This window comes from Streptomyces sp. TSRI0281 (genome assembly GCF_001905125.1).
Classification (GTDB): Bacteria; Actinomycetota; Actinomycetes; order Streptomycetales; family Streptomycetaceae; genus Streptomyces.
Genome location: NZ_LWLE01000004.1, coordinates 60509 through 82255, shown reverse-complemented (window position 1 = coordinate 82255; position 21747 = coordinate 60509). Strand labels below are relative to the sequence as shown.

The 21747-nt window shown below is 72.4% G+C and carries 20 protein-coding genes; 10 read left to right on the top strand and 10 right to left on the bottom strand.

Annotation, left to right across the window (positions count from 1 at the left end; all coding sequences use genetic code 11):
• The first annotated feature begins 2 nt into the window (after positions 1-2).
• The gene (locus A6A29_RS10360) at positions 3-830 is read left to right on the top strand and encodes an SGNH/GDSL hydrolase family protein (RefSeq protein ID WP_073719730.1); all 828 of its coding nucleotides are present in this window, start codon (positions 3-5) and stop codon (positions 828-830) included.
• 17 nt (positions 831-847) lie between these two features.
• On the opposite strand, the gene A6A29_RS10355 is transcribed toward A6A29_RS10360, so the two are convergent.
• From A6A29_RS10355 to A6A29_RS10330, 6 genes are all read right to left on the bottom strand, one after another.
• The gene (locus tag A6A29_RS10355) at positions 848-1777 is read right to left on the bottom strand and encodes an STM4011 family radical SAM protein (protein ID WP_073719729.1); all 930 of its coding nucleotides are present in this window, start codon (positions 1775-1777) and stop codon (positions 848-850) included.
• A 7-nt stretch (positions 1778-1784) separates the two neighbouring features.
• Entirely contained in the window at positions 1785-3194 is a 1410-nt protein-coding gene (locus tag A6A29_RS10350) for an STM4012 family radical SAM protein (RefSeq protein WP_073719728.1), read from the bottom strand.
• On the bottom strand, positions 3191-4003 hold the full coding sequence (locus tag A6A29_RS10345; protein ID WP_073719928.1) for an STM4013/SEN3800 family hydrolase: 813 nt from the start codon (positions 4001-4003) through the stop codon (positions 3191-3193). The genes A6A29_RS10350 and A6A29_RS10345 overlap by 4 nt, the downstream gene beginning before the upstream one ends.
• Positions 4004-4145: 142 nt before the next feature.
• Complete coding sequence (locus A6A29_RS10340; protein ID WP_073719727.1) at positions 4146-5291, bottom strand: STM4014 family protein; 1146 nt, start codon at positions 5289-5291, stop codon at positions 4146-4148.
• A complete protein-coding gene (locus tag A6A29_RS10335) occupies positions 5272-6240 on the bottom strand; it encodes an STM4015 family protein (RefSeq protein WP_073719726.1) in 969 nt (322 codons plus the stop codon). The genes A6A29_RS10340 and A6A29_RS10335 overlap by 20 nt, the downstream gene beginning before the upstream one ends.
• 4 nt (positions 6241-6244) lie before the next feature.
• Positions 6245-7204 carry an STM4015 family protein gene (locus A6A29_RS10330; RefSeq protein ID WP_073719725.1) on the bottom strand — a complete coding sequence of 320 codons (960 nt, stop codon included), beginning with the start codon at positions 7202-7204 and terminating at the stop codon, positions 6245-6247.
• A 278-nt stretch (positions 7205-7482) separates the two neighbouring features.
• Here A6A29_RS10330 and A6A29_RS10325 point away from each other — a divergent pair, with 278 nt between their 5' ends.
• Together A6A29_RS10325 and A6A29_RS10320 are read left to right on the top strand one after the other, a co-directional pair.
• Positions 7483-7809, top strand: coding sequence for a hypothetical protein (locus tag A6A29_RS10325; RefSeq protein WP_073719724.1), 327 nt, complete (start codon positions 7483-7485; stop codon positions 7807-7809).
• Positions 7810-7916: 107 nt separating this feature from the next.
• Positions 7917-8918, top strand: a complete 1002-nt coding sequence (locus A6A29_RS10320) for a DUF6745 domain-containing protein (RefSeq protein WP_073719723.1) — start codon at positions 7917-7919, stop codon at positions 8916-8918.
• A gap of 110 nt (positions 8919-9028) precedes the next feature.
• Here the strand turns inward: A6A29_RS10320 and A6A29_RS10315 are convergent, their stop codons facing one another.
• The 3 genes from A6A29_RS10315 to A6A29_RS10305 all read right to left on the bottom strand — a co-directional run bounded on the left by A6A29_RS10315 (position 9029) and on the right by A6A29_RS10305 (position 12653).
• Positions 9029-9640 carry a TetR/AcrR family transcriptional regulator gene (locus A6A29_RS10315; RefSeq protein ID WP_073719722.1) on the bottom strand — a complete coding sequence of 204 codons (612 nt, stop codon included), beginning with the start codon at positions 9638-9640 and terminating at the stop codon, positions 9029-9031.
• 77 nt (positions 9641-9717) lie between these two features.
• Positions 9718-10920, bottom strand: a complete 1203-nt coding sequence (locus tag A6A29_RS10310) for a Glu/Leu/Phe/Val dehydrogenase dimerization domain-containing protein (RefSeq protein ID WP_073719721.1) — start codon at positions 10918-10920, stop codon at positions 9718-9720.
• A complete protein-coding gene (locus A6A29_RS10305) occupies positions 10917-12653 on the bottom strand; it encodes a thiamine pyrophosphate-dependent enzyme (RefSeq protein WP_073719720.1) in 1737 nt (578 codons plus the stop codon). The genes A6A29_RS10310 and A6A29_RS10305 overlap by 4 nt, the downstream gene beginning before the upstream one ends.
• 643 nt (positions 12654-13296) lie before the next feature.
• On the opposite strand from A6A29_RS10305, the gene A6A29_RS10300 reads away from it, so the two are divergent.
• The 7 genes from A6A29_RS10300 (at position 13297) to A6A29_RS10270 (ending at position 19632) form a co-directional block, all read left to right on the top strand.
• Positions 13297-13737, top strand: coding sequence for a PPOX class F420-dependent oxidoreductase (locus A6A29_RS10300; protein WP_073719719.1), 441 nt, complete (start codon positions 13297-13299; stop codon positions 13735-13737).
• A 125-nt stretch (positions 13738-13862) separates the two neighbouring features.
• The gene (locus A6A29_RS10295) at positions 13863-15125 is read left to right on the top strand and encodes an MBL fold metallo-hydrolase (RefSeq protein ID WP_079182684.1); all 1263 of its coding nucleotides are present in this window, start codon (positions 13863-13865) and stop codon (positions 15123-15125) included.
• Between the two features lie 448 nt (positions 15126-15573).
• A complete protein-coding gene (locus A6A29_RS10290; protein ID WP_073719718.1) occupies positions 15574-17637 on the top strand; it encodes an ATP-binding protein in 2064 nt (687 codons plus the stop codon).
• A gap of 7 nt (positions 17638-17644) precedes the next feature.
• A complete protein-coding gene (locus A6A29_RS10285; RefSeq protein ID WP_073719717.1) occupies positions 17645-18079 on the top strand; it encodes a roadblock/LC7 domain-containing protein in 435 nt (144 codons plus the stop codon).
• A gap of 2 nt (positions 18080-18081) precedes the next feature.
• A complete protein-coding gene (locus A6A29_RS10280; protein ID WP_073719716.1) occupies positions 18082-18453 on the top strand; it encodes a DUF742 domain-containing protein in 372 nt (123 codons plus the stop codon).
• Positions 18431-19054 carry a GTP-binding protein gene (locus A6A29_RS10275; RefSeq protein ID WP_073719715.1) on the top strand — a complete coding sequence of 208 codons (624 nt, stop codon included), beginning with the start codon at positions 18431-18433 and terminating at the stop codon, positions 19052-19054. Before A6A29_RS10280 ends, A6A29_RS10275 begins: the two co-directional genes overlap by 23 nt.
• Positions 19051-19632 (top strand): GAF domain-containing protein, encoded by a 582-nt coding sequence (locus A6A29_RS10270; RefSeq protein ID WP_073719714.1) that lies wholly within the window; start codon positions 19051-19053, stop codon positions 19630-19632. Before A6A29_RS10275 ends, A6A29_RS10270 begins: the two co-directional genes overlap by 4 nt.
• Before the next feature lie 155 nt (positions 19633-19787).
• On the opposite strand, the gene A6A29_RS10265 is transcribed toward A6A29_RS10270, so the two are convergent.
• Positions 19788-21740 (bottom strand): DUF2264 domain-containing protein, encoded by a 1953-nt coding sequence (locus A6A29_RS10265; RefSeq protein ID WP_073719713.1) that lies wholly within the window; start codon positions 21738-21740, stop codon positions 19788-19790.
• Positions 21741-21747: the final 7 nt, after the last annotated feature.

The window sequence follows — 21747 nt, the reverse complement described above, 5'->3', positions numbered from 1 at the left end:
TTGTGGCAGACGATTCGAGAATCAATCAACCAGGCACCATCGGGTCGTACGCGGCGATTGGCGACAGCTTCACCGAAGGCGTCGGAGACCCCGGCCCCGACGGGACCTTTGTCGGCTGGGCTGACCGCTTCGCGGTGCTGCTGGCGGACCAGCTCCCGGTCCCCGATGCAGCGACGAGCCCGGAGGATTACCCGCACGGGAATTTCCGGTACGCCAATCTCGCCGTACGCGGACGCCTTCTCGACCAGATAGTCGAGGAGCAGGTACCCCGTGCCAAGGAACTGGCCCCGGACATGGTCAGCTTCTGCGCGGGCGGCAACGACATCATCAGGCCGGGCACCGACCCCGACGATCTGGCCGAGCGCTTCGAGCGCGCGGTCGCCGATCTGAGCAACGCGGTCGGCACCGTCATGGTCACCACCGGATTCGACACCCGGGGCGTGCCGGTACTGCGGCACATGCGCGGCAAGATCGCGACGTACAACATCCATCTGCGGGCCATCGCGGACCGCTACCACTGCCCCGTACTGGACCTGTGGTCCCTGCGCTCGGTGCAGGACAGGCGTGCCTGGGACGACGACCGGCTGCATCTGTCGCCCGAGGGGCACACCCGGGTCGCGCTGCGCGCGGCACAGGTCCTCGGCGTCGACGTGCCGGCCGATCCGGACCAGGCGTGGCCGCCGCGGGCCCAGCGCGGCACCTTCGAGGAACGGCGCGACGACATCCACTGGGCGCGCGACTACCTGGTCCCGTGGATCGGCCGAAGGCTGCGCGGCGAGTCCTCCGGCGACCACGCCGAGGCGAAGCGCCCGGACCTGCTTCCCCTCTGACCGGAGCTGTCTCCCCGCTAAGGGGCGTCGCGCAGGACCGTCAGGGGAAGGGCACGCCGGGACGGGCTCGGCACCACGAGCCCGTCCGGCGGCGTGATCCCGCTGCCCGGAGCCGGTATCCGCTCCAGCACACCGCCCGCGAAGACGTCGTACAGCGGCAGCGTCTCCAGATGCACATAGCCGATGTGGCAGTCGCACACGCCGAGCGGGCAGGCCCGCGGACCCAGCGCCCGCCGATAGCTGCCGTCGTACAGATTGCCCAGCTCCGCGCGGACGAAGTGACACCGCCGCACCGTGCCGTCGCCGTCCACCGAGATGACCGACTCACCTGTCCGGCAGGGCAGCCCGGCCGATCGGTGTGGATGCCTGCTGTACGGGAACAGCGGGTCCAGCGCCGTCCAGCGGTCCGCCTCCTCGTCCGTGTAGGTGTGCCCCTCGGCGGCGTTGACCCAGAGATATACCTCGTCGGGCAGCGCGGCCCGCAGCCGCCGCGCCTCGTCGAGATGATCGTCGAAACCGACCACCCCCACGCTGTAGCGGACCCCGCGCCCGGTCAGCTCCCGGCACTTGCCGAGGAAGCGCTCGAAGGGCGTCTGACCCGGGTGGTAGGTGCACCACAGTGCGACCCGGTCCGTATCGGCCCCGTCCAGCCAGTCGGTACGGCCGCTCAGATTGGTCTGGATGGCCACCCGGCCGACATGCGGAAGCAGCGACAGCTCGACCAGCGCGCGCCGGTACCAGGACCGCACCAGCCCCTCGCCCCACGGAGTGAACAGCACGGACAGCCGGTCACCGGTCTGCTCCGCCGCCCACGCGGTGAACCGCTCCAGTGCCGCCCGGTCCGCCGTCAGCTGCTCCCGGCTGTCGCGCCGCTTGGCGAACGGGCAGTACGGACAGTCGTAGTCGCACGAGGCCAGCGGGCCCCGGTAGAGAATCGTCAGGTCCATGGCGGTGCTACTTCCGTTCGTACGAGGCCATCGCGGCCCGCACCGCGGGGGAGAACAGCTCCGGGCCCACGGCGTCGGAGTGGGCCAGCCCTTCGGCGGAGAGCCGCAGCAGACCCTCACCCGCGCTTCCGTCCAGCCAGCCGCGCGCCGCGAAACGGTCCAGCTCGGCCGGGAAGTCCTCGCGCGGATCCGTACCGAAGCGCTGCCGGTACTCGTCCGCCCGCAGCCCCGCGGCCTGGAGCAGCGACTGGAGGAGGTGGCGCCTGCGCGCCTCGCCGGCGTCCACGTACCGCCCGACCTCGGCGCGGGAGAAGTCCTCCGTGGCGGTGAAACCGTCGATGATGCCGCGGATCTCCCGCATCTCCACCGCGTAGTCGAAGGAGTAGTGCAGGGACGCCGTGTACGAGCGGGCGCCGCAGCCGAGCCCGATCATGCCGTCGGTCTGGCACGCGTAGTCGTCGGGGCCCTCCTGCGGGGCGTCCGCGCGGCGGAACATCCGCATCGACACCTGCTCGTAGCCCCGGGCCAGGAGATGGTCGCGGCCCGCCCGGTAGAGCCGCAGCCGCTGCTCGTCCCAGGCGGCGGACGCGAGCTCCTCGGCGGCCGGCTCCGCGGCACCGAGACGGCCGAGTCCGGTCAGCGGGCGTACGTACAGCGGGTAGAGATACAGCTCCTCGGGCCGCCAGACCAGCGCGGCGTCCAGCGAGGTCCGCCAGCTCTCCTCCGTCTGCCCGTCGATGCCATAGATCAGGTCGATGTTGAGCACCGGAATACGGGCATCACGGATCCGGCCGAGAGCCGCCTCCACCTCGGCGCGGCGCTGCGGGCGCACCGCGGCGCGCGCCTCGTCGTCCACGAAGCTCTGCACACCGATGCTGATCCTGGTCGTCCCGCGGTCGGCGAGCACGGCCAGCCGGTCCGCCGTCGCGGTCGACGGCGAGGTCTCCACGGACAGCGGCACCGCACGCAGCCCGGCCCCCATCCGCTTCTCCGCGATGTCACAGAGCCGCTCCAGCTCGGCGGCGGTCAGGAACGTGGGTGTGCCACCGCCGAACGCGGCGGCGGCGAACCGCACCGGCTCCCGGTCGCCCAGCGCGTCCCGGACAGCGACGGCCTGCCGGTCCAGCGCGTCGAGATAGCGCGTCGTCAGTTCCCCGGGAGCGCCGATCCGGGTGAACAGATTGCAGAAGCCGCAGCGGACCTCGCAGAACGGTATGTGGAGATAGAGGGAGAGCGCGTCCTTGGGCTCCGCCGCCCACAGCTCACGCAGCGCGGGCCGGCCGGTGAGCGGCCGGTAGGCCGTCTTGTGCGGATAGGCGTAGACATAGCTCTCGTACGGCCTGACTGCGGGAAGGGCCGTGGCAGCGGTTGCGGCGGCGGTCGCCGCCGCGGTCGAGGGAAGGGTCGTGCTGGTCATCTTGCGTCCCCGGGCTCAAGGAAGAAATGGGCGTACGGCACGGTCCAGACGGCTTCGTGACCGAGCCGGTGGCCGGTGAAGCCGTCGTCGCCGTAGGCCGTGCCGTGGTCGGAACAGACGATGGCGAAGCAGCGGCGGCGGCTGCTCGCCGCCGCGAAGAGCCGGCCGATGTGCCGGTCGACGTACTCCAGGGCGGCGGCGTGCGTGGCGCGGGAGTCGCCCGCCTCACGGGTGGCGCCCGCCCGGTGGAACCAGTTGGGCTGGTGGAGCGCCGACACATTGACGAAAAGGAACAGCCGCTGGTCCTGCGGGAGTTCGGCGACGACTTCCTCGGCGCGGGTCACCTGCTCCTCGAACGAGGTGGGCGAGGCGACACCGAAACCGGGCTCCCAGTGGCTCTCCTGGAACATGCCGGGCAGTACCGAGCCGAGCGGGCCCTGCCGGTTGAAGAAGCCGACGCCCCCGACGCACACCGTGCGGTAGCCCACGGCGGCGAGGCCGGACAGCAGATCGGGGGTGTCGAAGACGAACGTGCCGTCCGCCGTCGTCTCGCTGCCCGCGAAACGTGCCGCGAACAGCCGCGGGTGCGGCCCCGGCGTGGCGGGTGTCGGCAGGAAACCGGCGAACATCGCCTGGTGCGAGGCATAGGTGAAGCTCCCCGGCGCATGGCGCTTCTCCCAGACACCACCGGGCAGGTGCCGGGCCAGATGCGGGATGCGTCCGGCGGCGGCCAGCTCCACGGCGACGTCGTAACGCAGGGTGTCGAGAGTGACGAACAGCAGATCGTGACTCCCGACGATGTCACTCATGTCGGGTTCACCCGTGTCCGGGCCGTCGGTGTCCGGGTCGTCGGTGTCCTGGCCACCGGCATCCTGGCCACCGACGTCCTGGCCACGGTGGACGGGATCGACGTGGACGGGATCGGCGGGGACGGGATTGACGTGGGTGGGGTCAGGGGGCAGCGACGACACGGTGGTTCCTTGCTCGTTCCAGTACGGCGGCGACCTGCGCCGCATAGGTGTCCAGCCCCTCGGCGCCGCTGCCCGGCAGACCGGTCAGACCCGGCAGCAGATCACCGAAGGCATTGACCTCGCCGACGGCGAACCGCCGCCAGCCGGTCGCGGGCAGCAGATCCACGCCCACACACAACGTCCCGGGGAAACAGGCGGCGGCCCGCTCGCACATCGCGAGCGCGTCCCGCCAACTGCCGCCCGCCGCCGCGACGGCGGCCCGGACCTCGTCGAGATCGCCGCGGGCGCCGCCGAGGTGGAGATTCGTCATCGGGGAAGTGCTGGTGCGCACGACGGCATGGGTCGCACGTCCGCCGACCACCACGACCCGCAGATCCGCGGCCCGCCCCCGCTGCGCGGCCTTCGGCAGCCAGCGCTCGATGTGCAGCCCGTCCGGGGCGAGCGTGTCGATGATCGCGCCCACTTCCCGCTCCGTGGTGTACCGGCGCACCCGGAGCGAATTGAACAGCCGCCCCTCCGCGTCCCGCTCCACCGACGTGCTCGCCCGGAGCCGTCCGGGGCCGGCCGTCTCCACGGCCAGCACCCCCGAGGCGGACGAGCCGTGGGCGAGCTTCACGAACACCCGCGGCATGCCGTGCTCGGCCATCAGCTCGCGCACATCCGACCAGCCCCGCACCACGGGCGCCCCCGCACCGGACGTCGGTGACGCGGGCACCGGAATCCCGGCACCGTCCAGCACGGCATGACACAGCCGCTTGTCGAACAGTGCCGCGATGTCCCCAGGAGCGCCGAGCAGATCGGCGCCCGCCGCCGAAGCGGCCCGCGCCACCTCCCGCACGGCCGTCAGGAACGAGGCGTACCAACGGGCCGACCCCTCCACCCGGGTCGGATCGCCGACCCCGCGCAGCAGCCGCTCCACCTCGGGGTCCTCGCCGGGCGAGTCCATCCGTACGGTCTCCGCAGGCCGGAACGCCGCCTCACCGGCGAGCACCTGGAGCCAGGACACGACACGGGCGTCCGGCAGCCCGGCCGCGCGCACGGCCTCCTGGAACAGGGCGACGCGGCGGTTGTCCGGATTGCCGACGACCGTGAAGCGCGGCGCGGGGCTACTCGCTGACCGCGACATAGCGCTCTTCGTCCTCCTCGGGGTCCCCGTAGTCCACCGGTTCCTCACCGTTGACCGAAGCCGGCGCGCACGCCCGACGGATACGGTCGAGCATCCCGTCGCTCAGGTAATGGTGTCGCAGGTCGAGCGTGGACAGATGGCTCAGCGGCTGCCCCGCCAGCAGCGCCTGCGCACCGGTGTCGCCGAGGGTGCCCATGGCGAGCGACAGCGACGTCAACTGGGCCACCACGGGCGCCGAGGCCAGCGCCGCCGCGATCTCGTCCTGGATCTCGCTGTTCTGCAGACCCAGATGCCGCAATCGCGGAAACGTGCCGCCCGACAGGAGCGGGCCCAGGTCCTCCACCTGCGCGTCGCCGCCGTACCAGCGGGTCCCGAGCCAGATCTCCAGCCGCTCCAGCGCCGGGAGCTCGGATGCGGCGACCGCCCGCACGACATGGGACGGCAGACCGCCGGACTCGAAGCGGAGGGACCGCAGAGCGCTGTGCCGCACCGGCGACAACCGCAGCCCCGCCTCATCGGCGGCGGAGTCACCGCCGCCGCGCACCACCAGCTCCTCCAGCAGGGGAAGAGCGGTGAGCACCGGAGTGATGTCCGACATCTTCAGCCAGGACACCTCGCACTCCTCGCGCTCCACATCCGCGAGGAACAGGGCGCGCAGCGCCGGGAAGCGGTCCGCGTCCGCGGCGATCAGCTCCACCACGGGGCTGAGTTCGCTGTAGTGCCCCTGCCACCACGGACCGATCACCAGCGCCTCGACCTGCTCGCTGTCGACCGAGTCCAGGAAGTGCTGCCACAGGACGGGGAACGTCAGCGAACCCTCCCAGCCGCAGTCCAGCCGCCAGGCGACCGCGTGCGCGGCCGGCAGCTCCTCGGGCTGCTCCGCGGCAGGTCCGGGCAGGGTGAGGACCGGCAGGTCGTGGAAGAGCTCGGGGTGTGCGATGCCGGACACCGTGTCACTCCGCCACAGCCGTGTACCGGCCCTCGGGGCCGCCGTCGCCCCACGGCTTGCTGCGCTCGGACAGATCGACCCGGACCCCGTGGGGCACCAGCGACTCGGTGATCCGGCGCTCCATCGCCTCGGACAGGAAGTGGTGGTGAAGGTCGAGCACGTCGAGATGGGTGAGCGGCTGGCCTTCGAGCAGCGCCGCCGCGCCCTCGTCCCCGAGCGTGCCGTTCGACAGGTCGAGCGTGCGCAGCCGCGCGACCACCGGGGCCGAGGCGACGGCCGCCGCGATCTCGTTCTCCACCTCGCTGTTGCGCAGGCCCAGGTGGTGCAGCCGGGGGAAGCGGGTGCCGGAGAGCAGCGGCGCCAGGTCCGCCACATCGGCATCGCCGCCGTACGCCGAGACTCCCAGCCACAGGTCGAGCTTCTCCAGCGCGGGCAGTTCACTGTCGAGCACGCCGCGGACCACCTGCACGGGCAGCCCGCCCGCCTCGATGGTGAGCGAGCGCAGCCGCTCGTGCTTGGTCGCCGGGAACTCCAGTTCGCTGCCGCCGCGCACCCCGAGCTCCACCAGCGAGGGGAACGCGGCGAGCAGCTTGGTGACGTCCGACTGCTCGATCCAGGAGATCTCCGCCTCCTCCAGCATCAGGTCTCCGACGAACACCGCCTCCAGCGAGGTCAGCCGGTCGGCCGCGGCGATGACGAGACCGATCGGGACGTCGGACTTGTCCTCGTACGACTCGCCCCACTGCCCGATGATCAGGGCGCGGACCCCGGCCGGATCGACGGCTTCCAGGAACGCCGAGAACTCCTGCTCCCAGGTGCGGTCCGCCTCCTCGTCGTCGTACGGATCGACGCTGATGCGCCACGCGGCGGCGTCGGCGGCCGGACGGGGTGTTTCGGTGGCATTGTGCTGGAAGTCGACGGCCGGAAGGCCGCACAGCTCGCTGAGGTGGTCCACACCGGACATGGCCCTGAGCTCCTGATGGCTGGGAACGGTTGTTGTCCGCAAGGTCTATCAAGCCCCACTGACAACGCGGTGACCGGGACCTGGCACACGCACCGCAGCCGGTCGACCGAACGGATCCCGGCGGCCGGACAGAACAGTCGCAGGACAGTCCAGCAGGACGTCGGTCAGACCCTGAGCCACGACCACCGGAACCCGCTACGAGTATCGATGTCAGACCCTCCCCGTAGCGTTTTCCTCGTGTTCGGCACAGCGGGTGCCGCGACCGAGGGGAGACGTCTGTGTACCGGCAGGGCGATGTACTGATCGTGGCGGTGGAGGAGTCGGCCGTGCCCACCCACTTCCTGAAGGCGACGGGCGAGTTGCGCGACGGCCGGGGACGCCTGGTGCTCGCACTGGGCGAGGTCACCGGACACGCCCATGCGGTGCAGGGTCCCGGCCGACTGATAAGGGAGGCAGGGCAGTTCGGGCCGATGCTGCTCCATCTCCCGGACGGGGGGCGCGTGGTGCACGAGGAGCACGCGGCGATCTCGCTGCCGAAGGGCTGGTTCCGCGTGGTGCGCCAGCGGGAGTACGCGCCGGGCGCGATCCGTATCGTCGCGGACTGATCCGGCCGCCGCGGCCGACGACCGGGCGGCGCGGCAGGCATCCGAGCACGGAGATCTCACATCCGAGATCCGAGACCGAGATCGAGAAACAGGGGACGGGACAACCGATGCAGTACGTGAACTCTTGGCGGGCCGTGGCGGCGGCGACGGGCGCGGCGGACCGGGCCGCGGCCGAGGACGGGGTGCGGCTCGCCTACCGCAGCGCCGGTCTCGCCGAGCCGGAGCGCATCATCTGGGCCGACTCGCCCCGCGCGGCGGTCGAAGCGGTGGCGAAGCTGACCGACGCCGGACGCTCGGTGCGCGACGATATCCGCACCCGGCCCTGGGCCGAGGAACGGCGCCGCATGTACGACGAGTTGGGCGCCGCGGGCTGGTCCGCGCTCTGGTCCGCCACGGGGGCCCAGCTCTGGGAGACCACGGGCGCCCTCGCCGAACGGATACGGACGGGTGTCGTCGCGGACCTCGCCGCGCGGCCCGAGGACGAGTCCGCCATCCGGCTGCGACTGCTCGACGCCGTCCTCGGGCAGCACGACGCCGCCTGGCTCGCCGCCTTCGACGGGCGCGGCGACCGGCTGACCGGCCTGGCGGAGGTAGCGCGCAACGCCGGCTGGTGGTGGCCCTACGAGCACGCCGTCGTGATCAGCGAGCGGCCCGAGGTGCTCCACCGCGACGAGGCGGGGCGGCTCGACCACGGGGAGGGCCCGGCGCTCGCCTACGCGGACGGCTTCGCGCTGTACGCCTGGCGCGGCATGCCGGTTCCCGCGGCGTTCCTGGCGGAACTGGCGACGCTGACCCCACAGCGGATACGGGCCGAGGAGAACGCGGAGCTGCGCCGCGTGATGCTGGAGTACTACGGCTACGACCGCTACCTCACCGAGTCCCGCGCCGAACCGGTCCACCGCGACGAGACGGGCATCCTCTGGCGGATCTCGCTGGACGGGGACGAGGACGTGGTGATGGTCGAAGTGGTCAACTCCACCCCGGAACCGGACGGCACGCACCGCACCTACTGGCTGCGGGTGCCGCCCACGACGAGGACGGCGAAGGACGGGGTGGCCTGGACCTTCGGGATCGACGGATCGGCCTACGCACCGGTACGTCAGACCTGACCCGGCACGACGGCCCGGGGGAGGGACGAGGGCGGGGGAGGGGCGAGGGCAGGGGAAGGGGAAGGGCAGGGCGGAGGGAAGAGGCGCACGGCGGCCGGAGGGGAGAGGTGTCAGGCGATCAAGGTCTGGTGGTCGATGCCGAGTTCGCGGGCGAGAGCCTCGTCGGTCCACCGCAGCATCGTGGCGCGGGAGAGCGGACCCGCGTACGACATCATCTGCACGGCAAGACCGTCCAGCAGGGCGGTCAGGCGCCAGGCCGTCGATACCGGGTCCTCGCAGCGGAACTCACCGGCGGCAGCGCCCTCTTCGAGGACTGCGGCCAGCTCCGCCTTCCACTGCTGGTCGAGTTCGCCCGCCACCTCGCGCAGCGCGGGCTCGCGCAGGGAGGCGGCCCAGCCCTCGATCCACAGGCGCCAGCCCTTGGCCTGTCCGGTGGGCGCGTACCAGCGGACGGCCGCCCGCAGCCGTCGCACCGCGCTGGTACGGCGGGCCAGCAGCTTGCGCAGGTGGGCGAGGTCGGCCTCCGCCGCGTACGCGAACGCGGCGGCGACCAGCTTCTCCTTGGTCGAGAAGTGGTAGAGCACCAGGGCGTTGCTCACCCCCAGCACGGAGGCCACATCGGCGATCCGTACGGAGGAGACCCCGCGCACCTCGATCTGCTCCACCGCGGCGCGCAGCAATTCCTCACGCCGTTCCGCCACACCCAACCGCACTCTCGCCACACAGCCACCCTAACCAACGTACGGGGCTGTGCCGTAGCTGCCGCCGTCCGCCCGGCCGGGGACTGCGGGGGGAGCCGTTACCGGTACCAGCCGAACCGCTCGGCCATCACCGGCAGCCGTTCGGCGACAAGGGCGTGTGCCGCTGCCCTCGGTGTGGTGCCATGGGCCTCCGCGTGGGCCAGTATCCGGTCGATCAGCTCCCGCATCGCCCGGCGGGTGTGTCCGAACGCCTCTTCGGCGTCGGCCTCGATGTCTCCGAAGAGGGTCCACCACCACCAGGCGTTCGTACCGGAGTTGACCACGACATCGGGCAGTACCGTGATCCCGCGCGCCATCAGCAGTTCCTCGGCCTCCGCGAGCACCGGCATGTTCGCCGCCTCCACGACCCAGCGCGCCCTGATGCCGGACTGGTTCGTGGCGTCGATGGCGTACGACACGGCGGCCGGGACCAGCACCTCCGCGTCCGTCGTCAGCCAGGCGTCGCCCGGCAGTTCCCGGTCCCCTTCGCGCAGCGCGCCCCGGTCCACCGTCCCGTGGGCGTCCCGCGCGCTCAGGAGCGCCTCGATGTCCAGCCCCGCCGGGTTGGCGATCGTGCCCTTCACATCGGCGACGGCGACGACCCTGAGACCGGCTCGGGCGAGGAAACGTGCCGTGGCCCCGCCCATCGTGCCGAGCCCCTGGACGGACACCCGGGCGTTCTCGTACGGGACACCCGCGCGGTCCAGGGCGGCGAGGGCCGACTCGGCGACGCCGCATCCGCCGACCAGCGCGTCGAGCCCGATGCCGTCCACGGTCACCTCGAAGGCGTCGGCCAGCCGCTTGCGGGCCGCCGCCTCGTCGTCGAGGAGCGGGTAGACCGCCTGGACGGAGGAGACGAGCCCGGCCTCGGCCGCCGCCCGGTCGACCAGCTCCTGGGTGAGCCCGAGATCCTCACCGGTCGTCCAGACGTTCTCGATGTACGGGCGCACCGCCCGCAGGAAGCGGACGAGGACGCCGTACGCCTCGGGGTCACGGGGGTCGCAGTCGATGCCCCCCTTGGCGCCGCCCAGCGGGATGTAGCGGGCCTCGGTACGGTCGGCGTCGTAGTGCAGCGCCTCCTTCATCGTCATGCCGCGGGCGAGTCCCGCCACTTCGGCCTGCGTACACCCCTCCCGCATCCGCAGGCCGCCGCTGGAGACGCCGCGCACCAGCCGGTCGACGACCAAGTAGCCCCGGCGGTCCGTGACATGGTCCGTCCAGGTGAGGGAGATCAGCGGGCTCTGCGGCTTCGCGGCGGTCATCGGGAAGGCTCCTCGGTCACGGTGATCACGGTGGGCCCCGGGGTGGTCAGGGCCAGGGAAAGGGCGCGGGCGAGAGCCTCGGGCGAGTCGGCGTGGCTGCCCCGGCCGCCGTAGGCGCGGGCCAGCGCGGGCAGGTCGACGGCGGGCAGGTCGACGGCGACCGGCCGGTCCCCGCGGGCCGTCATTCCGTCGCGGATCTCGCCGTAGCCGCCGTTGTCGAAGACGACGACGGGCAGCGGCAGCCCCAGTTGCACGGCCGTGGCCAGCTCCTGCACGGAGAACTGCAGGCCGCCGTCGCCGCTCAGCGCCACGACCTGACGTCGCGGGTACGCCGTCTTCGCGCCGATGGCCGCGGGCAGGGCGTAGCCGAGGGTGCCGAAGCCGGTCGGGTGGAGGTAGCGCCCCTCGGGGCCGACGGGCAGGTGCGGCAGCGCGCCGTAGTAGCAGCACTGCGCACTGTCGGAGGTGAGGACCGCGTCGTGGGCGAGCACGCTCCGTACCGCCCGCAGATACGGCAGCCACCGGGCGTCGCGGACGGCCGTCTCGGCGTCCCGCGCGGCGCGCAGGGTCACCACGGAACCGGCACGGTCCGGCGGCCCGCACCTGTCCGCGCTGGTGTCCGCGCCTGTGCCGCCGGTCCTGGTCCCGGGCCTGTCCGCGCTGCTTTCCCGGGTCCTGTGGCCGTCCTCGGTGCCGTTCTCCGGCCCCGGATCGTTTGCGGGCGGCGGCTCCGTGAGCGCCGTCAGCAACGCCGTGAGCGTGGTCCGCGCGTCTCCGACCAGGGGCTGTCCGGCGGGCAGCCCCGCGTACATCTGGGCCGGGTCCAGATCGACCCGGATCAGGGTGCCCGTGAGGGCGGGCGGCGCGGACCAGAGGTCGGACTCCGCCAGTTCCGTACCGATCGCCAGCACCGCGTCGCAGCCGGTCAGCCACCGCTGGACGGCGGGGCTGTGCAGGGACACCCCGAGCGCCAGGTGATGCGTCTCGTCGACGATGCCCTTGCCATTGGCCGTGGTGACGACGGGGGCGCCGAGCAGTTCGGCGAGCGTCAGGCACGCGGCAGCGGCCTGCCTGGCCCCGCCGCCGAGCACCAGCGCGGGCCGCTTCGCCGACCGCAGGACCCGCGCCGCCTCGCGCACCGCGGACGCCTCCGCACCCGGACGGGCCACGGGCGGGGCGAGCCGCACCGGACCTGTGGGTTCCACGGCCTCCAGCAGATCGAGCGGCATTTCGACATGGACGGGGCGCGGGCGCTCGTGGCGCAGCAGGGCGAACGCCCGCGCCACCGCGGAGCCGATCTCCTCGACCGACGACACCCGGTGGCTGAACGCCGCGACCCCGCGCAGCGCCTCGGTCTGGCTGCGCATCTCGTGGAGCAGTCCGGTCGCCTGCCGGGGGTGGCGCAGGGGCATGCCGGGCGACACGACGAGCAGGGGAACGCTGTCGGAGTACGCCTGGCCGACCGCCGCGGCGATATTGAGCAGGGCGGGGCCCGTCGTGGTGATCGCGACGCCGGGCCGTCCGGTGACCCGCGCGTACGCGTCGGCGGCGTAGCCCGCGCCCTGCTCATGGCGGGGTGCGACATGGCCGATGCCGTACGGGCCGAGGTGCCGGTAGATCTCCAGATTGTGTGTGCCGGGGATGCCGAACGCCTGCGTCACGCCATGTGCCGCCAGCGCGCGGACCACTGCCTCGCCGCCGGTCAGCGACGTACATCCGGTCTGATCAAACATGCTGCCTCCCTCCGCGAACGCGTCGCGCTACTGAATCGTCGTTCAGTATTGGGAGGTGGCGGCGCCCCTGTCAAAGCGATAAACGGCCGACCGTGCCCACCGACGGCCGGCCGTTCGGTCCCCCGCCGGGACGGGCTGTCGCCGTGGTCCTCGAAGCCCTGGCCGGTCGGGCCGGGCGCGGCATCGGTGCGCGAGCGCATGTTCTCGGCGGAGATCATGGTCGTCGGTTCCACCGGCGCCGCCGCGCCCGGCAACCGGTCGACGAACACGTCCCCGGCCTGCGGCGGGGTGGCCGTCATCCGGGTCCGGGGCCTTCCAGTGGCCCGCGGACAGCTCGAAGCGCAGGCCCGCCCACAGCACCTCGGCGTGGTGGGCGGTGGCCCGTACGGGGTCGATGACTTTGCCGTACGTTCGGTTGGAGTACCAGGACACGGCACGCTAGAGGACGGGGTGCGGCGGGTCGAGCGAAATACGGGCGGTCATGGCGGTCTCCCGGTGCGAGATGCGGCACGGCGCGGGGCGCAGGGCCCCGGGGCGCCGGCCTCGGACACGTCACCGGTGAGACGTACGACGGTCCCGCGGATGTGACATCGGGGCGCGAACCGAGCGGAATCCTCGGGCGCGCATGGACGTTGGAGTCGGCATGACGGAATTCGAACCCGCACAGGAAGCGCTGCTGCGGCTCATCGGTGAGCACGACGGCGGAGTGCTCGTGACGCTGAAGCGGGACGGAAGGCCCCAGCTGTCCAACGTCAATCACGCCTACTACCCCGACGAGCACCTCATCCGGGTCTCGATCACCGAGGGCCGGGCCAAGACCCGGAACCTGCGCCGCGACCCGCGCGCGAGCTACCACGTCACCAGCGCCGACCGCTGGGCCTGGACGGTCGCGGACGGCACCGCCGAGCTGACCCCGCCCGCCGCCGATCCGCACGACGCCACGGTGGAGGCGCTGATCACGCTGTACCGCGACGTCGCCGGTGAGCACCCGGACTGGGACGACTACCGGCAGGCGATGGTCAGGGACGGCCGGGTCCTGCTGACCCTGCACGTCGAGCATGTGTACGGGCAGCCGCGTGCCTGAGGGATCACCGGCCGCTCACCGTACGCGCCGTACCGCGCGCCGCACTGCTCCGTTCACCGCTCCGCTCTCGCCCTGTCGTACTGCCCGACCATAATGAGACGACACCGACTCCCTCAGGAGATGTTGTGACCGGCGCCGATTATCTGCTTCCGCTCCGTACCAGACTGCGTTCCCTGCGCACCGACGCCTTCGGTGCCGATCCGGCCGGAGCCCGGATGGAGCGCATCCGCCGCTCGCCGAATTTCGCCGACGGAGTGTTCCAGAACCCGGTGGGAGCGCGGACGAGGCCGTCCGGGTCCACGCTGGAATTCGCGAAGATCTACTTCCACAAGCAGCAGCGGGTCCACCGGGCGCCGACCGGCACCGTGCCGGTCCACGCCACCACCCTCGCCGATCTGGCCGCACCGCCCGCCACGGGTCTGCGGCTGACCTGGATGGGGCACTCCAGCGTCCTCGCCGAGATCGACGGACGCCGGGTCCTGTTCGACCCGGTCTGGGGCGAGCGCTGCTCCCCATTCGCCTTCGCGGGGCCGAAGCGGCTGCACCCGGTGCCGCTGTCGCTGGCGGCGCTCGGACCGGTCGACGTGGTCGTGATCTCCCACGACCACTACGACCATCTCGACCTGCCCACGATCCGGGCCCTGGCGGGCACGGACACGGTCTTCGCGGTCCCGCTCGGCGTCGGCGCCCACCTGGAGCGGTGGGGGGTGCCCGCCGACCGGATGTACGAGCTCGACTGGAACGAGACCGCGAAGGTCGCCGGGATCAGCCTGACCGCCACCCCCGCACGCCACTTCTGCGGCCGCGGTCTGCGCAATCAGCAGCACACGCTCTGGGCGTCCTGGGCCGTCGCGGGGCCCGAGCACCGGATCTACCACAGCGGCGACACCGGCTACTTCCCGGGCTTCGAGGACATCGGCGCGGAGCACGGCCCGTTCGACGCGACGATGATCCAGATCGGCGCGTACAGCGAGTACTGGCCCGAGATCCACATGACGCCCGCCGAGGGCATGCGCGCCCATCTGGACCTCCAGGGCGGGCGCCCGCACGGGGTCGTGCTGCCCATCCACTGGGCCACCTTCAACCTCGCCCCGCACCCGTGGGCCGAGCCCGGCGAGGGGACGCTCGCCGCGGCCGACGACGCGGGTCAGCCGTTGGCGCTGCCCCGTCCGGGTGAGCCCTTCGAGCCGGGCGGGCAACACGTCCCCGCCGAGCCGTGGTGGCGTGCGGTGGCGCCGCAGCCGATCGAGTACCGGCCCGCAGGGGCGGCGCGGATGGCGGAGGGCGTGCCCGCCCTGGCGTCCGGCGGTGCGGGAGGGCAGCCGGAGGGAGCCTCCTCCGCGGCCGAAGCGGATTCCGGACATGCCGAGGTCGCTCCGACGGCGTAACGGGCGAAGAGCGGGCACTGGGGTGCTGTCGGGCGTCACGGCTCAGGTCGTGAGGCCCGGCAGCACCCCAGTGGCCGTTCGGTCCGGGGGTACGGCGTGAGGGGCACCCGGTGCACCCGCGGGCGCGGCCCCGGACGTGGGTGCGGCCCCGGACGGGGGCGCTGCCGGGGCGGCGCCAGAGGCCCCGGGTGGGGTGCCGGGAGTCGGGTGTCAATGCGGCGTAAATCGGTCGCTCGTGCGAGAGGTCATACCAGAGCGGGACGGATGGCGGGCAAGTTCGACAACTGCCCGTCGCACATGAGTGATTGACGACTACCGTGTGTGCCCGGTGATCAACAGTGGGCTCCCATCCCGTGAGCCTGCCCGACCGATCCCCGAGTCTGACCGACCACCGTAGGTGCCACCGCATGAACGCCGATTCCTGGTGCCCCATGTACCGAGGACGCTGATGTCTCAACTTCGCGCACCCGACGCGCGACCGGAACGCCGAGAGGGCGGGCGGCACGGCCGCCCCGGGGCACGCTCCCACTCGGCCGCGAGCAGGCCGCGCGCTGCGCAGCCGCCACCCGAGGTCCGTATACGCCCCCAACTGCTGCGCACCGCCCTGCTGCCGACGGTCGCCGCCCTGCTGAGCGGCGCCGCCGCCGTCATCTTCACCATCCGCTCCAGCGCGGTCAGCCCGTCCGGCAGCCTGTGGGCAGCGCTCGGCGGATCCGCGGCGCTGGCCGTCGCCGCCGTCGCGGCCGCCTATCTGGGGGCCCACCGGGTGGCCTCCGGCGTGCTCGACCGGGTGCTGGTGCTCCGCCGCATCAGCGCCCAGGGGCAGGCCGAGCTGCAACAGGTGATGGAACAGCTCCGCGACGGGGATCCGGTGCCCGCCCGACGGCCCCAGCCGCCCGCCGCCCCCGGCGGCGACGCCTTCGACCTGCTCGGCCAGGAACTGGGCCGGGCCCACGACGCGGCAGCGGCCGCCGTCGTCCAGGCGTCCCAGCTCTTCAGCAACGCGGGCAACGAACAGAAGGTCGAGGTCTTCGTCAACCTCGCCCGGCGACTGCAGTCACTCGTCCACCGCGAGATCCAGATCCTCGACGAGCTGGAGCACGAGGTCGAGGACCCCGACCTGCTCAAGGGCCTCTTCCACGTCGATCATCTGGCCACCCGGATCCGCCGCCACGCGGAGAACCTGGCCGTACTCGGCGGGGCGGTCTCCCGTCGGCAGTGGAGCAACCCGGTCACCATCACCGAGGTGCTGCGTTCGGCGATCGCCGAGGTCGAGCAGTACCCCCGGGTGAAACTGGTGCCGCCGCTCGACGGCACCCTGCGCGGGCACGCCGTGGCCGACGTGATCCACCTGCTGGCCGAACTCGTGGAGAACGCCACGGTGTTCTCGGCTCCGCACACCCAAGTCCTGCTGCGCGCCCAGCACGTCACGGCCGGGCTCGCGCTGGAGGTCGAGGACCGCGGGCTCGGGATGCCGGGCCATGAACAGAAACGCATGAACGCCCTGCTCGCCGACCCCGACCAGGTCAATGTCGGCCATTTGCTCCAGGACGGCAGGATCGGCCTGTTCGTCGTCTCGGCGCTGGCCCGCCGGCACGGCATCGCGGTCCGCCTCCAGAGCAACATCTACGGGGGGACACAGGCGGTACTGGTCCTGCCGCAGTGCCTGCTCGGCATCGACGGCGACGGCCCGGCACCCGCCGACGCCGCCCCCGTCCCCCCACCGGGGGCGGTTCACCGGCCACCCGCCGAGGACGGGGGACGGACGCCGCAGCCACCGTCCTTCCCCTCCGGGCCGACGCCGAGCCACTCGCACCGGCCACCGCAGCAGACACGGCGCGAGGAGCAGGCGCCACCGCTGCCGCTGCGCGCCGAACGCGTCGACCGTCCGGTGCCGGCCGAACACGTTGACGGTCCCGTGCCCGCCCCGTCCCGCCCCGAGCTTCCCCGGCGGGCCAACCAGGAACACCTGGTCCCGCAGCTGAGGGAGGCACCCGTCCCGCGTGTCGAGGACGAGTACGCCGTGCACGACCCGGGGCTGATGGCGGCCTTCCGGCGGGGGGTCGGTCTCGCCGAGGCGCAAGTCTCCGAGGAGGCAGCCGCCTCGGCCCCGTACGACGAGGGCGCCGGATTCGGGTCGGCGGTGCCGAGCGCGCTGGACGCTCCGCCGCAGTCGCCGGCCCCGCTGCCCGTCCGAGGTCTCACGGCACCGGCCGTAGCGGAACAGCACGTCCAGGAGCAGTACGTGCCGGAGCAGTACGTGCCGGAGCAGTACGTGCAGGAACAGCACGTACCGGAGCAGTACGTGCCGGAGCCCGTGCCGGAGACGTTCGTGCAGGAAGGGCACCTACCGGAACAGCCCGTATGGCAGGCGTCCGAGCCCTACCTCGCCGAACCGGGCCGCTTCAGCCCCGAACCGGGGCCTCCCGCGCCCGACCCCGCCGCCCCCGACCGATCCGTACCGGGTCCGTCCGTCCCGGAACCCCGCGACGACACCACTTTCAAGGAGTAGATGCACCATGGCGAGCGAAATGCCGTCCGGTCAGGTCTCGGACCTGGACTGGCTGCTGAGCGGGCTGGTCCAACGCGTGCCCTACACGCGCAGCGCGGTCCTGCTCTCCGCCGACGGGCTGGTGAAGTCCGTCCACGGCATGGACTCCGACAGCGCCGACCACATGGCGGCCCTGGCCGCCGGGCTGTACTCACTGGGCCGGAGCGCCGGGGCCCGCTTCGGCGACAACGGAGACGTCCGGCAGGTGGTCGTCGAGCTGGACTCCACGCTGCTGTTCGTCTCCACCGCCGGATCGGGCACCTGCCTGGCCGTCCTGGCCGGACGCGAGGCGGACGCCGCGGTGCTCGGCTACGAGATGGCCATGCTGGTCAAGAGCGTCCGGCCCTATCTGATGACCCCGCTGCGGCAGTCGGCCGGGGCGCCGTTCACTCCGGGGCTGTGAGGATGCCGGCCCCGCAGGACGGGCCCCTGCTCGACGACGCGGCCGGCCGGCTCATCCGCCCGTACACCGTGATCAACGGCCGCACCCGGCCGTCCACCATGCTCGATCTGCTCTCCCTGATCATGGCCACCGGGAGCGAGCCGCAGTCGCCCCTCGGCCCCGAACACACCGTGGCCCTGGGCCTGTGCGACGGCCCGATGTCCGTCGCCGAGATCGCCGCACACCTCCGGCTGCCCGCAGTCGTCACCAAGGTCCTTCTCTCCGACCTGGTCGACTGCGGCGCGGTCACCGCCCACGCCCCCGCTTTCCATGACATGCCCACCGACCGACACCTGCTGGAGGCAGTGCTCGATGGTCTACGACGACAGCTCTGACAGCACCGGAACCTCCGTGTTCTTCCCCGTCGCCCTCAAAGTCCTGGTCGCGGGAGGATTCGGCGTCGGCAAGACGACCTTCGTCGGCGCGGTCAGCGAAATCGCCCCGCTGAGCACGGAGGAACTGCTGACCCAGGTCAGCATGGCGACCGACAACCTCGAAGGCGTCGAGTCGAAGACATCCACCACCGTGGCGATGGACTTCGGCCGGATCACCCTCTCCGATCAGCATGTGCTCTATCTGTTCGGCACCCCCGGCCAGGAACGGTTCTGGTTCATGTGGGACGAACTGTCCAAAGGCGCGCTCGGGGCCGTCGTACTGGCGGACACCCGCCGCCTGGCGGAATGCTTCGCCGCGGTCGACTTCTTCGAGCGGCGCGGCATCGGATTCATCGTCGCCGTCAACGAGTTCGACGGGGCCTACCGCTACGAACCCGACGAGGTCCGGGCCGCGCTCGACCTCGGACCCGAAGTGCCGGTCGTCCTGTGCGACGCCCGGATCGCCAGCTCGGGCACGGGCGCGCTGGTCACCCTCGTCCAGCACCTGATCAACGCCACCTCCGCCCCGGCTCCGCTGCAGAGTTTCGGAGCCCATCCGTGACCCACTACGCCACCGGCCGGCTGCTGCTGACACCCGTCGACCGGGACGGCCACGTCCGCGCGGAACGGCTGCGCACACTCGGCCTCGGCGAACGGGCCGACGCCTCGTTCGACAGCTTCGACGCCTTCGCCGACAGGGTCGCCGAAGTGACCTCCACCCCCTACTCGATGGTCAACTTCATCGACGAGAACCGGCAGTTCTTCGCGGGGCTGCACACCCCCGCGGGCAACCGGAGCGGCGCCGACCTCGGCGAGGCCGCGGCGAGCTGCCACCGCAGCGGCCGCTACATGGCCCGCGACCACGGTTACTGCCCGCATGTCCTCGTACGGCGCAAGGCCCTCGTCCTGGAGGACGTCTGCGACTATCCGCGCTTCGCCGGGAACCCGGTCGTCGACGAAATAGGCATCCGCTCCTACCTCGGGGCACCGCTCATCGACCGCACGGGCGTCGCCCTGGGCACTGTCTGCGCCGTCGACACCGTGCCACGTCCCTGGGGGCGCCCCGGGCTCGCCACCATCAAGTCGCTGGCCCAGGAACTCATCGGCCAGATCGACCGCAGGGAGGCCCCGCGCCGCTGACGCCCCCGGCACCTCGACGCGCAGCTGACGCCCCCGGCACCTCGACGCGCCGCTGACGCTCCCCCCGCACCTCGAAGTGCGGCTGACGGTCTCAACTCCTCGACGCGCCGCCGACGCTCCCGGCACTTCGACGCCGACAAGGGGCGCGCCGCTGATCAGCCCGCCACCTCGACCGTCGAGCCGTCCAGGAAGGTCAGCACCACCGACGCCCCACCGCCGGCCACCCGCACCGCGACCGAATCCCGCAGCGCCTGCGGATGCAACGTGTCGCGGGACAGCGCGACCAGGGACACCTGGACGCTCCGGCCGCCCGGATGGCTGTCCCGGCGCAGATACGGGATCGCGGAATGCGGCCCGAACGCGTTGGACTGCACATCCCGGGCCACCTCCGCCACCTCCGCCGCGACCCCGCCGGCCCCGTCGGCGCCCGGCGCATCCCCCCAGCCGTACAGCGCGACCACGGCGCTGCTCAGCCCGTCGGCCGTACGGGCCATGGCCCACCCGGGTCCGGACGTCGCGACCGGAGCCTGTGCGTGCGCCACCGCGTGACCGCCCTCCCGCGCCGCCGCCCCCTCGGGCGCGTCGATCCGGTGCACGCGGATCTCCCACGGGCCGTGCAGCACACTCGTCGTCCCGATCCGGTACGTCCGCTCGTCGCCCGGCAGCCGGGCCGCGTACCAGGAGGCCGCCGTGCGGCCCTCGCAGTGCAGCGGGTGGACACGGCCGCGGCGGCTGGGCGTGCCGTCCGGGGCGAGCAGCGCCAGGTGGTTGTCGATTCCCCGGGCCATCGCGTGCGGGGCCGACTCCGGTGCGGTCGCCGTGGAGTAGGCGAGTTTCGCGTAGTGCGGGTCCTCCTCGCCGTCGGCCGGATCATCGGCGGGGTCGTACGGCGGATTGTGGTCGCTGCCGTGGTTGATCAGCCGGACGATGCCGTCGTGCCGGGTGCCGTGCAGCAGCCAGCCGGGCGCGGGCAGCGCGGTGTACTGGTCGGACTCCTCGATCGGCAGTGGCAGCTCCCGCGCCGTCCACACCGCGTGGTCCGCCGGGAGCAGCAGCCCGAGGAAACCCTTGCTCGCCCAGTACGGGGACGCGGGCCCCGAGTACGGCTGGGTGACCGGCAGGAAGGTGTCGTACCAGCCCAGCGTCAGCAGCCCCCGCTCGTCCGGCACCCCGCGCTCGACGAAATGCCGCATCGTGCCGGAGGCGAGCCGGCGCGTCAGGCCCGGCGCCAGCGGGGTGCAGTCCGCCAGCGCACCCATCCACACCGGCGCGAGCGCGGCGAACCGGTACGTCAGCGAACGCCCCTGGTGCACCGGTGCGCCGTCGGCACCGAAGAAGTGCGGATAGTCCTCCAGGAAGCGGCTGAGCCGCTCCCGGTGAACCGCGGTCCGGCCCCCGTCGTCCGGGCCCGCGATCCGAGACCACAGCAGCGGGTACAGATGCATCGCCCAGCCGATGTAGTAGTCGAAATTCCGGCCGTCCCCATCGGTGTACCAGCCGTCGCCGACGTACCAGTCCTCGATCCTGTCGAGGTTGGACTCGATGTCGGAGCGGCTGTACGGCGCGCCCACCGAGGCGAGGAACTGCTCGGACACCACCTGGAACAGCCGCCAGTTGTTGTCCCAGGTGCGCCCGCCGACGAACCCGGAGAACCAGTCGACGACCCGCTCCTGCACCCGGGCGTCCAGCCGGTCCCAGATCCACGGCCGGGTCTCGTGCAGCGCGACCGCGATCGAGGCCGCCTCCACCATCTGCTGCGAGCAGTCCGTCAGTTCCGGCCAGGACTCGCCGCTCGCGCGGTCGGTGCCCGCGGCGAGTCCCGCCGCGTACCGGTCGATCAGCGCCGGGTCGACCGCCCCGCCCGCACCCGCGATCCGGAACGCGGCGAGCAGGAACGAGCGGGCGAACCCCTCCAGACCGTCCGACACGACACCCGACCAGCTGGACCGGCCGGGCAGCCGGTACTGGGCGAAGCCGGGTGTCGCGTACGGCACCAGCGCGTCCAGCATCCGGTCGGCCGTCACCTCCCAGTGGGCCCGGGTCCAGCCGGTGCGGGAGGACAGGAGCCGGTCGGGCGGCGGCAGACGCAGATGCGGGGCGACGGACATGGTGGTG